General features: G+C 34.5%; 6 protein-coding genes. 3 read left to right on the top strand and 3 right to left on the bottom strand.

Translation table 11 applies throughout. The annotated features are described in order from the left end of the window. Positions 1-219: 219 nt before the first annotated feature. The 3 genes from IPK14_00370 to IPK14_00360 all read right to left on the bottom strand — a co-directional run bounded on the left by IPK14_00370 (position 220) and on the right by IPK14_00360 (position 3,969). A complete protein-coding gene (locus IPK14_00370; GenBank protein MBK7991894.1) occupies positions 220-1,203 on the bottom strand; it encodes a Stp1/IreP family PP2C-type Ser/Thr phosphatase in 984 nt (327 codons plus the stop codon). Between the two features lie 235 nt (positions 1,204-1,438). Next, positions 1,439-2,347, bottom strand: coding sequence for a ribonuclease D (locus tag IPK14_00365; GenBank protein MBK7991893.1), 909 nt, complete (start codon positions 2,345-2,347; stop codon positions 1,439-1,441). Between the two features lie 335 nt (positions 2,348-2,682). After that, positions 2,683-3,969 carry a hypothetical protein gene (locus tag IPK14_00360; protein MBK7991892.1) on the bottom strand — a complete coding sequence of 429 codons (1,287 nt, stop codon included), beginning with the start codon at positions 3,967-3,969 and terminating at the stop codon, positions 2,683-2,685. A 452-nt stretch (positions 3,970-4,421) separates the two neighbouring features. On the opposite strand from IPK14_00360, the gene IPK14_00355 reads away from it, so the two are divergent. From IPK14_00355 to IPK14_00345, 3 genes are all read left to right on the top strand, one after another. Beyond that, positions 4,422-5,426: a CapA family protein gene (locus tag IPK14_00355; protein MBK7991891.1), complete on the top strand. Its 1,005-nt coding sequence runs from the start codon at positions 4,422-4,424 to the stop codon at positions 5,424-5,426. A gap of 35 nt (positions 5,427-5,461) precedes the next feature. Then, positions 5,462-6,478, top strand: coding sequence for a VWA domain-containing protein (locus IPK14_00350; protein MBK7991890.1), 1,017 nt, complete (start codon positions 5,462-5,464; stop codon positions 6,476-6,478). A 480-nt stretch (positions 6,479-6,958) separates the two neighbouring features. Continuing rightward, positions 6,959-12,436, top strand: a complete 5,478-nt coding sequence (locus IPK14_00345; protein MBK7991889.1) for an Ig-like domain repeat protein — start codon at positions 6,959-6,961, stop codon at positions 12,434-12,436. Positions 12,437-13,019: the final 583 nt, after the last annotated feature.

The raw sequence follows: 13,019 nt of genomic DNA, 5'->3' as shown, positions 1-13,019 counted from the left end.
GAAAAATTTTTTATAGATGGGCAACAAAAATTTTTTTTTCACCGATAAACTAAACAACTATCGCTCCTATTGAGAAGCTTGTGAAGGATTCATCCCAACCTATGCATATCACAAGTTTCTCAGCAGGAGCGAATCTACTTTTAAAGCTAAAATTTACAGCTTTAGTAAACTAGCCATAAATAGGCTAGTTTACTATATAAGTGTTGTTTTACTAGTTTTTTATCCGTTAGATAAAGGTTGTGTTTTAGCTTCTGGGGAAATAGACTCTTCTTCTACAGTGGGATAGAAAGAAACTATTGAATGAACTGACCGTTCAAAATGATTATCTTGTGCTTGGGGGGCTAGACCTTCTCCATCAAAAGCACATATTATTACAGTGATGTTATCTTCTCCTCCACGTCTTTTAGCTAGCTCAATTAGCTGTTTACAAGCCATTTCAATGCTACTTGCTTTAAGTGTAAACTTAAGCATTTCAGCTTCAGTAACTTTATTAGATAAACCATCTGAACAAAGTAACAAGTAATCACCTCGTCTAAGGTCAATACCTGTAAGAGCAACTTTTATTTCTTGTTGAGTTCCCATAGCTTGTAAAATTACATTTTTTATGGGTGCATGTTCTGCTTCTTCACGGGAAAGTTCACCAGCTAGGATAAGTAATTCTACAAGGGATTGATCTATTGTAACTTGTAGAATGGATTCTCCTCGGATCAAGTAGGCTCGACTATCGCCTACCTCAGCAATATAAGCTTTACCATCACGTACTAGTGCAGCGGTTAGAGTGGCTCCCATACCGGACTTTGCAGAATTATCTTGGCTTTCTTTCCAAATTAGGTAATTAGCACGTTGGACAGCTTTTATTAATTGTTCTTCAGCCGGACGGGACGCAACAGACTTCATTAACTCACTACGTACAGCAGCAACAGCCATTGCTGAGGCTACTTCACCTGCTTGCGCACCTCCCATACCATCAGAGATTATTAGCAAAGTGCCTCGTTTACTAACTTTTTGGTTATTAATCTCTTCGCCAGAAATTTGCGCACCTGTAGCAAGGTCAGAGAGCAAAAAACTATCTTCATTATTTGATCGAACTACGCCAACATCCGTACAACCATAAGCATTAAGCCTAACTTCGTTAGATAGTTTTTTAGTTTTTTTATCAACACCTGAGTTATTAGAATTAGACGACAGTCTTCTAGGACTCATAAGAATAAAGTTAACCTCCAGTTTCCTGGGCAATGATTTGATTTAATGCGGGTAAATGCCATAAATAATTAATTATAAGCTAATGTATAACTTTAATGGATTGTCAACAATTTTGCTTCAATTGTAAATCTTTTATTTTGACATTTCGGAAAATCATTAATTTAGCAATAATGCACGAGGTTTTGCTTAATAAACAAGCAACTTTTGGTGAAGATTTCCCGCTTTAATAAAAATTTCATACTTTAGTTATGGCTGATTGACCAATGCTTAAGCGATAACCCCGGTCAACTAAGTAACCTTTGGTAATTAATTCTGCAATTATGGTTAAGGCTTCTTTGTGGTCAATAAAGGCTTCTTTGCTAATTGCGTTATCAACAATAAAACCTGCTAGCCCTGCACGATCTCTACCCAAACAATGTGCCAAGGACTGAACACTATAACGACCCGGAAACTGCATAACAATTTTAATTAATGCTTTTGTTGCTAACTCATTAGCTGGAATTGGTGCGCACAAGTTACGAACAGGATGTTCAAACGTTGTAACTATAGGGCGTTCTTCATAATGGCTAAAACGACTTTGGGCTTTATATTTGCCTAAATGTAGTTTATCAGCTATTTTTTGATAAAGTAGTAGCGTCACAATAACATCATTAGCAGCATAGTTTAGCTGTTCTTTTGATAGCGGACGACTAGCCCAATTTGAGCGTTGGAAAGTTTTGTCTAAACTAATTCCAAGGTGTCTTTTAGCTAGTGCTTCAAGTGAGCAACCTTTTTCACCTGAGCGACGGGCGGCAAGCATTGTATCAAAAACATTTTCTACAATAATATTAGATAATTTTCTAAGCTTATTTACATCAAAGCTAGCATTATGAATAACTTTAATAATGTTGCTATTAATCATTATTTCTTGTAATGGTTTTAAGTTTAAGTTGCTAAAACAATCTATTATCCAAACTTCAAAAGCATTTTCCCTAGGCACTCCTAATTGAATTAGGGAAACTCGTTCAGCAGTTTTATCCCACCAATAAGCGGTTTCAATGTCTAAAGCCACAAATGAGCTTTCCATCAAAGACTGATTTAGTGACAGTAACATATCATTACTATTAACAAATGTTATGCTAGAGAGTAAATTATTTAGTTCCATAATTATGAGTACAACGTAACTTAAAAGATTTAGTATTTTTATCTTAAGACCTAAAAGGCCAATATAACTGTAATTGAGGATTATAGCTTTAGGTAATAATCAATACATCTTTTTAAGCTTTAAAAGGGTGACAAACTCTTTTAATGCTAAGAAAAAACTCTGTCGCTTCGCCTCACAGCCTTGCACTAAGATTAATACTATAGATTTTAACCCTAGAAGCCTTATAAATAATTGAATAACAAGCCCAGCAATTATAATAGTTTAACAAAGTTATAGGGCTAACATAAAAAATATGTTAGCCCTATTTTGCTAATTTTACTAAAAGATTTAGATAGTTATTCCTCGTTTTCGTCTTCTTCCTCTTCATCAAATTCTAAAAGGTTATTATCGTTAGTTGTAACTCGTCTTGGGCGTTGTGGTTTTGATTCTAAAGAATCTATGGAGTTATTTTTCTCAATCCCTAATCGATGAGCAATATTATTATAAATTTCTCCAGCTATACTGGCTGATACAAAGCCTCTTTCATTAGAACCTGTAGAAACTACTACTACTACTAAGTTAGGTTTATTAGGACTAGAGAAGGAAGCAAATAATCCTAATTTAGATTCTTCCCCATTACAACTTCCTGTTTTGCCAGCTACATTTAATGGTGCTGCTCCAGAACGTCTAGCAGTTCCGTAAGTAACAGCCCCTACCATACCTTCAATAAGTTTTTCCCTAACATCTTCAGTTAAAGTTACTGTACGAAGTAATTTAGGTTGAAAACTTTGCTTATCTGTTTCTGTACGTAAAACTTGTGGTTGGTAAATTTTTCCACCATTAGCAATAGCAGAGGTTAAAACAGCTAGTTGTAGAGCAGTTACGCCAATATCATCGCCATGACTACACATTCTTGGTAAAGCTTGGGGGCTTTTATACTCTGGTAAGAATCCTGGGCTTGCACCATCATTATTAAGGCCTGTCTTTGGACCTAAACCCCATTGACGAGCATAATTAATAACTTGATCAAAGCCTAATTGATAGCCTAATGATTGAAAATACTGATTATTAGAATAAGCTAAAGCATTAATCATATTAATTGAGCCAAGACCACTAATAGTAGCAGGATAATCAGCCTCAGCAACACCTTCATTTAATGCTGCAATAGAAGTAATTAATTTAATTGTAGAACAAGGCTTAAAGGGTTTTCCTATGGCCCAAGATTGATTGACCATACTATAAACTTGCCCATTGTTAGGATCCATTATTACAACTGTTGCAGGATGATCACCTATAGCTGAAAGTGCAGCACGGCGCAGTTCTAAATCTTCTCCTCTTAAATCATCTTGATCAATGAATGTTTTAGCAGTACTTAACAACATATTATTTACAGAAGAAACTCGTGTAATTGAACGTCTATAAGCAACATTACGGCTACGCACAGAGGCTTGACGAATTGACCAACGGCTAGAACGACGACTTTTACTAGTAGTTTTATATTTAGAGGCCAGCTTTCCCTTGGTAACTTTTGTTTTGCTAGATTTAGGTTTTTTAGCAGCAGCATAAACATCATCATAATTTATTGTAGCTAAGGAAAATACCATAAGGATAACTAAGCAAAAAGTAGTAATTCGATACTTCATCTGTCACCTCTTAAAGAAGATAAACAATAGTTGTTTGAAAGATTGATTGATTAAATAAGAAATATGTTGCTTATAAGAACCAGCCTTAAAGTGCTGGTCTATTATCAAAAGCCACTATGTGGTTATAAAGAATAGAAAAATAATTATTTGTTAACAAAATAAATTTTTTGAAAATATCAAAAAAATTTATCTCATATCACTTAATAGTTTGATAATAGCTAAGAAAGTAAGTTAACTATACCATCCAAAATACTTGTAAGCAAAGGCTTTTTTCAGAAAGCAAAAATCTCTAAGTTGTCTTTTACAAAAGAGTCAATTAAAATCAATTTATCTTTTCTACATCGAACTCTAAAACATCAAAAAGCTATCAATCAAGGGAGACTGCCATGTTTATCAGCAAAAGTGCGTCAGTTCTAGTCATTTTACTAATATTAATTTGCTGTTTTATAAGTATGAGTTCAATTAAAGGGCAAGAAATTAGTAAAAATACTATTTCTTTTGCTAGTGTTGGTGATATTATGATGGGGACTACCTGGCCCGAAGGTGCGTTGCTCCCACCTAATGACGGAGCAGATTTACTTAAAGAAGTCACCTCTGTTCTAACTAAACCAGATATAGCTTTTGGTAATTTAGAAGGCCCGATGCTTGAAGGTGGTAAATCTACTAAATGTAGTAAAGGCTCAAAAAATTGTTATGCTTTTCGTGTACCAACTCGCTATGGTAAACACCTTAAAGATGCTGGATTTGACTTAATTAGCTTAGCAAATAATCATGCTTTTGATTTTGGGCAATATGGAATGGAGAGTTCACAAAAAGTTTTAGACACTTTAGGAATTATTCATTCTGGGCCTGTAGGCTCAATAGGTAGTTTAACTATAAAAGGAAAAAAAGTTTCTCTTGTGGCCTTTGCTACTAATTCTGTAGCTTATAACTTAAATGATGTAGAAACTGCTAAACGAGTGGTTGCAGACACAGTAACCAAATCTGATATTGTAGTAGTTTCCTTTCATGGTGGAGCAGAGGGAGAAGCCCATCAAAATGTCCCTCATGGAAAAGAAGTCTACCTAGGAGAAGCCAGAGGTGACTTACGCAAGTTTACTCATGCTGTAATAGATTCTGGAGCAGATTTAGTAATTGGTCATGGCCCGCATGTAGTTCGTGGAATGGAAATTTACAAAGAACGCCTTATTGCTTATTCTTTAGGTAATTTTGCTACTTATGGAGCATTTAACTTAACAGGTGCAAAAGGTTTATCTCTAATTTTAGAAACTAATATTGATTTAACAGGAAAATTTTTGAATGGAAAAATTTATCCATTAAAACAAGAAAAACCTGGTGGCCCCAAATTTGATACAGAAAAACAAGTGATTTCCGTTATTAAAACTCTCTCAACACAAGATTTTGGTTCAAGTGCAGTAAAAGTTGCTGAAGATGGTACAATTTCTTACTCTAATTAATATTTATTAATAAATTAACATTACGAGAAAATAATATGAAAATAAGTATATTACTTCGCCAATTAGCACTTATTAATGTGTTTTGTTTACTAACTATTATCAATACTTTTGCTCAAAATAACTGCCCAGAAACGCCCTCATCTAGTAACTTGGAAGAAGAGTCTATAGTAAATATAAAAACCAGTGAGGTTTTATGGCCTATTACAGTTAGAGATCAAAAGGGACGGTTAGCTAAAGGGCTGTGTGAAAGTGATTTTACTGTAGTTGAAGATGGGTCAATTCAACAAATTACAAGTTTTAACCTACGTGAAGCACCTGTAAATGTAGTATTGCTTTTGGATGCTTCTGGAAGTGTTTATTCAGAAATTAAAAACATTCGTCAAGCGGCTATTAAATTTTCTCAACTCCTACGACCTATTGACCGCGTTGCAATCATCCAATTTGCTGACAAAATAGAACTTCTTCAAGATTGGACTGGAGATTCAGAAGATGTTAAACAAGCTATAAATAAGCTTTATCATCCAGGTCAAGCTACCTGTCTTTGGGATGCTTTATTTTATGCAACTAAAGAAAAATTAGCTAATTTAGAGGGTCGCAAAATAATCATTATACTAACAGATGGGGATGATAACGGTAGTTCAATTACTCAAGAGCAAGCTTATTTATCATTATTAAAAAATAATGTAGGTTTATATATTGTAAATGAATCCCGCATTTTGATGAAAAAGCTAAAAAACACTTATACTTTTACTAGTCATTTAGTAACTAGAAAAGCTGAAGCAGCGGCAATGTTAGAAAGATTAGAAAAAGCAGAAACCGAGTTAGAAAATTTTGCTTATCGAAGCGGTGGCAATATTTATACCCCTTTAAAACCCCAGGATTTAACTTTTGCTTATGCCCAGGTAGCAGAAGAAATCCGAAATCAATATATTATTACCTATACCCCAAGCAATGAACATAGAGATGGAAAATTCCGTATGGTGAAAGTTTTATTAAGTAAATTAGGCTTAAGCGTACAAGCTAAAGAAGGTTACATTGTAGCTAAGGAGTAAATAAATTAACCAGGCTTATACTCTAGTGTTACTTAAAACTCTATAAAACCAGTCAATATAACTAACTACTTGATTTAATTATTATTACATCTACTAGCTAAAATAATTAACTAGTAAATGCAGTATAAACTAAAGAAATATTATATTACTTAGTTTACGTTGTACTTCTATTATTAAGAATAGCACTTAAAAATTACTACCCACCAAACTATTAAGTAAAATCCAGTTTAACAAGCTTAAACCCTATGTACAAATCATTATTACTGCTATGTCCGTAGAAAAATAAGCAGCGATTTAGAACTACCGCAGCAATTCTTCCAGAAAACTACTATTAAGAATTGATTTCTTGTCAAGGTTTAGTCCATACTGATGCCCCCTTAGTTATGCTAGGAAAATTGCTGGGTGGCACTTTGAAAAAGCTTATTTAAATACCTCTGGAATTTGCTTTGTAAAAAATTGGGTCTTTTAAGGAGATTTAGGATGAAGCACAATAAGTTATGGTTCTTTTCTGCAATGGCTATTTTGCTGTTGCTACTAATTCAAAATAACAATGTATCGACGATTGATGCTTTTAGCAAAATACAAAAAGGCAGTAGTAAAACTAAAGTAGGTCTTGACCAACAACGTAGTGAGGCTTTAACTAAGCTTTATATTGACAGTTGTATTGGAGAGAGCTTTTCTTATGATGAAGTAGATATATTAAAAAAATTTGCTTTGGGGCAAAGTATATCAACCATAGAAGCAGATCTAGTTATTTCTCGCGCCCTTTATACAAAATATATTCTTAAGTCTAATTTGACCCTAGATCAAAACCTCCTTTTACAAGTTTATGAAAATAACCAAGAACCAGTTAAACCGGGATATAATATGCGTAGCTTGGTTATGCAAAAGTCTACAGATTATGCTCTAACAGAAGTTGAACCTAATAACAGCATCATCGAAGCTAACCACAATAAAGCTAATCTCTTTTATGGTCAAATACAAGCAAGTTCCTTTGATAGTGATAATTTTGCTTTCTCTGCTGGAAAAGACTCTGTTGTTTCCATAAGCTTTGGGGCTGTAAATAATGATAATGATGGACAATTTGAAGTAAATTTAGAATTAGTTGATTCTAATGGTGACTCTATTACTCCACAATTTATTTCTAAAAAATTCCCCAATTCTGTCAGCAGGCTAGCAGTTTTTAGCATACCTTCTACAGGTGAGTACTTTGCAAAAGTTTCTCCTGCAAAAACCTCTTTAGATTTAAGTAATGATTATTTATTAAGTATAGATTTTATTAAGTTTGCTAGTGGCTCTGTTGATGTGGAAGATATTGCTCCTCTAGCACCAACAAGCATTGTTAATGGAGATTTTGAGGCTGGCAATTTTACTGGTTTTACAACTGTAGAAACCGGTAATGGTGCATGGTTAGTCTACTCTGGCCCAGGCCCAGGTAATATTGCTCCTCCTCAAGGTACATTTGCAGCAACAACTAATCAAGGTGGGCCAGGTACTCATATACTCTATCAAGATATAACTTTAACTGGTAGTACTACTCTTTCTTTTATTCTCTATTACAGAAGTAATGCTCCACTTATTACTCCTAGTCCCAATATACTTAATCATACTACTGTTCCAAATCAGCAATATAGGGTGGATATTATAGATCCTATGCAACCAATTGATACATTAGCGGTTTTAGCTAATGTGTTTACAACAAACACAAATGATCCAATGCTGTTAAATCCTACCAATATGACGTTTAATCTTGCTCCTTTTGCAGGTACTACAGTAAGGATACGCTTTGCAGAAGTTGATAATCGAGGTCTTTTCCGTGCAGGTGTAGATAATATAGTAGTTACACCAAATACAGTAGCAAGTGCAACTACATTAACCGCTTCACCAAATCCATCAGTATTTGGGCAAACAGTGACATTTACAGCAACTGTAACCCCTCAAAGTGGAACAACTCCTCCTACAGGTTCAGTTGTTTTTAATATTGATGGAATTGACCAAGCTCCTATTACTTTATCTAATGGTCAGGCTAGTTTTCCTATTTCTTCTTTTTCCACAGGTAATCATACTATTTTTGCTACTTATAATGGTAACTCTGATTTTCTGGCAAGTACTTCAGCTATATTTGTTCAAACTGTTAATCAAGCTACTACTAGCACAACACTTAACTCTAGTCTTAATCCATCAACATTGGGGCAAACTGTTACTTTTACTGCAACTGTAACAGTTAATATGCCTGGTGCGGGTACTCCTTCAGGCTCAGTTAACTTTTTTGATGGTTCTACAATGATTGGTTCAGGCACTTTAAGTGCTGGGGTTGCTACTTTTGCGACTTCAAATCTTAGCCTAGGAACACATTCTATTACTGCTCAATATTTAGGAGATAATAATTTTAGTGGTAGTACTTCAGCAACTCTTAACCAGATGGTTAATTGTCCTACTATTACAATTTCGCCAGCTAGTTTACCTAATTCACAAGTTAATACTACTTATAACCAGAGATTAACAGCTAGTGGAGGAACAACCCCTTATACTTTTTCAGTGATTAGTGGAAATTTACCTACAGGTTTAAGTTTATCTCCAAATGGAGTTTTGGCAGGAACTCCAACTGTTACAAATATATTTAACTTTACTATACAAGTTAGCGATGCTAATAACTGTATGGCTACTCGTAACTATGTTATAAGCATTTCTTGTGCAGCTATAAACATTACTCCTATTAGCTTGCCTAATGTAATAGTTAATACTGTTTATCCAACTCAAACTTTAGTTGCTAATGGAGGAATCGCTCCTTATAACTTTACTGTTAGTAATGGAACGTTACCAACAGGTTTAACTCTTACTACTGCTGGTGTTTTATCTGGTACTCCTACTTCTATAGGAACTTTTAATTTTACTGTAACCGTAACTGATACAAATAGTTGTGTTGGGACTATCATTTATACAATTGTTGTTAATTGTCCAAATATTATAATTGGCCCTGCAACTATTCCTAATGCTCAGGTTAGCTCTTTTTATTCACAAGTATTTAGTGCTAGTGGAGGAGTTGCACCATATACTTTTGCTTTAACAAATGGGACTTTACCTTCAGGACTTGTCTTTATTGCTGCTCAAAAAGGAATAGCTGGAACACCTCTTGCTAGTGGAACTTTTAATTTTACCATTACTACAACTGATGTAATTGGGTGTTCTGTTAGTAGAAATTATACTTTAACTGTTGCTGCAAGTGCTGGAAGTCTTGGATTTAGTGTAAGTGCTGTTAGTGTTGCTGAGGGAGGAAAAGTTACACTTTCTGTTAATCGTACTAATGGCAACACTGGTGCTGTTAATGTTAACTATTCTACTTCAAATGGAAGTGCTATTGCTGGTAGGGATTTTACTTCTAAGTCTGGAACCCTCACTTTTGCTAATAATGACACTGCTCCTAAATCTTTTACTATTGACACAATAGCTAATAGCTCATTTGGGCCAAATAAAACTTTTAATGTTCAACTCTCAGGTGCTACTAGTGGTGTAACTATTAGTATTCCTAGAGCAATAGTTACTATTATAGAAAAAGATACTGCTCAACCAGGTCAGATTGCTTTTGAACAAGGCTCTTATTCAATAAGTGAAAAAGCAGGTGTTGCTAGAATTACTCTAACTCGTTCAAATGGTAATAATGTTGCAGTTGCAGTTAATTACTCTACTAGTGCTGGTGCAAATGCTAGTAGCGGGATTAATTATTTTGATGCTAGTGGAACTCTAAATTTTGGTGTTGGTGTTAATAGCCAAAGTTTCACTATCCCTATTATTGATGATAAAAAACCTGGAGGCGATAAGGTTGTTAACTTAAGGTTAAGTGGGACAACTAATGGAGCTTCATTAGCTCTTTCCACAGCTACTTTAATTATTACTGAAGCTTCTGACCCACCTCCACCTCCTCCAGTTGCTCCAGCTAAATTACAGAGTGATAGCAGTATTGATTTTGGTAAAGTTAATCTAGGTAGCACTCTTACACGAAACTTTAGACTAACTAATGTTGGCGGAGAAAACCTTAATATAACAAATGTTTCTATCTCAGGTGATAATCTAAGTATTTCCTCTATTCCAAATACTTTGCTTAAAGCTAATGAAAGTACTTCTATAGCGGTAACATTTAAGCCTTCTAGTTTAAGTAAAATCACAGGAAATGTAGTAGTTACAAGTAATGGGGGAAATGCCAATATTGCTTTAACAGCAGAAAGTATTGATTTAGAAATGCCTAGAGTTAGTTTTAGCAATCCTAGTGGAGGCCAAATTTTTGAAGCTGGAAAAGCTGTAGTAATAACTTTCCAAGCTTCTGACAATGATGATTTATCAGGTTTTACAGTATCAGTAGTAGGCTCATTACTTTCTCGTGGCACATTTAGCAATGACATAGGCCGTTTAGATGGAAAGAGCAGAAGCTTAGTTTGGAATATACCTATAACTTTAGAAAGTTCTGATGCAAAAGTAATAATGACTGCAACTGATCGTAGTGGAAATATTACTACTACAACAAGCGGAATTTTTTCTATAAGAAAAGCTGTTTCAGCTAATCCAACCCCTGTTATAGAAACTAGATTAAGTTTTACTCCCCCTCCTACAGGTGTAATTGCCCCTCCTAGTAATTTGGTTGCAGAAGCTAAGGAAAGCGACTTCCAAATATCCAACAAGTTACCTGAGCCAGCACTACTTGTAGAAATTTCTTTCCAGCCTCCTCCTATAGGTCAAGTTCTTCCTCCTCAAAATGTTAGAGTTAGAGCAAAAGAACTAGAGCCAGAATCTATTGCCAATGTAGGAAAAGTGCTTAAAGGTATTGTTAAAGCAGAAGAAGAGTTAAAAATAGCAGGATACAATGTTTATAGAGTTCCTCAGCCTGTAGATGGCACATTACCTAAAGTAGAAGATTTAGTAAAAGAAGAGAACCTAGTAACAACCCTACCTCCAGATGCAACAGGATTTATGGACAAGCCATCAACAGGACAATCAGATAACTTTGCCTACAGTGTAACTTCATTTTTTGGAAATGGAATGATGAGTAGCGGTTCTGATCCAATGGGAACAAACCTTCCTGTAATAAAAAACCCAACATTTGCAAAAGGCACTGTGTTTTTAGATGCAGCTAGTTCATTTATTAAAAACGGGGCAAAATTAATAATAAATGATGAGGAAAGCTATACATTAGGGTTTGACGTTGAAGCAACTCGTTTTACTGTTCCTAAAAAACAAGCAAGTACAGAAAATGGTCTGGTAATCAAAAAAGTAGTAACTAAAAAGGATATAGTAAAACTAGTAGTAAAAAATCCTGAAGGAACAACCTCAGTAGCAGTAAGATTTAATAGAAAAGGTATTGTAGATACAATAGATAATGAAACTACTCCAGTAAATGAAGCTGAAAGAAAAATAGAACCAAAAGCAGATGAGGCAACTATAGCTGGATTTAATATCTACCGAGTAACCCAACCGTCAGATGGAACAGTACCTAAAATAGAGGACATAATAAAACCAGAAAATCTTATAGGGTCAATATCTGGAAGCGAAAACACATTTATGGATAATGCCCCCACAAGTTCAAGTTCAACTGGAAACTTTACATATAGCGTGACAAGTTTCTTTGGAAATGGAATGATGAGTAGCGGTTCTGACCCTGCTTCTACTGATTTACCTGTGATTAAAAATCCCACTTTTGAGGATAAAACTATATTTTTAGAAGCAGCAGCTTCATTTATTAAACTAGGGGCTGTTTTAATTATTGATGATACGGAAACATTTGTACTTAGTTTTGATGAGAATGCAACCCGTTTTACTACAGCTAAAAGTAAAGGGGCCTCTTCCAATCAAACTATTGATATGTTTCTTAAGAAAGATGTTCCTGTTCGTTTAACTGTTAAAAATCCTGACGGTAAAATTTCTGTTGCTGTTATGTTTACTAAAAATAAGTCTACAAAGAATGATTAAAAGAACTTTAATTTAAGATATGTAATGCTGTAGAAGGCAGTTAAACAATTTCTTTTACTTCTTATAATCTCTTAGGAAAAGATTGTTTAACTGCCTTCTTACAAATCTTCCGCAAGAAAACCCACGTCTTTAGGTTTTAGTATCTACACAAATTTGTAAGTGTTTTGTTTAGAAGATTTAATTTTAACATTAATTTCTGCTAAGTTCTTTATTTTCAATATTCGATGTAACATGTGTAGATACTAAAATCTTTAGGCGTGGGATGAATTGCGGCAGTGAAATAAATAAATAATAAATATTGACGTAAGAATAATAGCATAATATAATAGAAAAATGAAAGCAAATAGAGTAATCCAAATAGAGCTACAAGTACCAAGTAGAACTTGGCAACAAATGACAGATGCCAGAATAGAAGCGGCTCGCTTATGGAATAGAATGGTAAAACTGCACTTGTGGTTTAGGAAAAGAAGTAAAAATGGCCTACTCAATCCCAATTTGAAAACATTTTGCAAGGAAATTCTGCCTACACAGTCAAGCCATCCAAGCATTAATAGCTAAATTCTTTGCAAATATTGAAACAACT

The sequence above is a fragment of the Blastocatellia bacterium genome (genome assembly GCA_016713405.1).
GTDB lineage: Bacteria > Acidobacteriota > Blastocatellia > Chloracidobacteriales > JADJPF01 > JADJPF01.
Note: the sequence above shows the minus strand (reverse complement) of the source record. Positions and strands in the feature narration are given on the sequence as shown.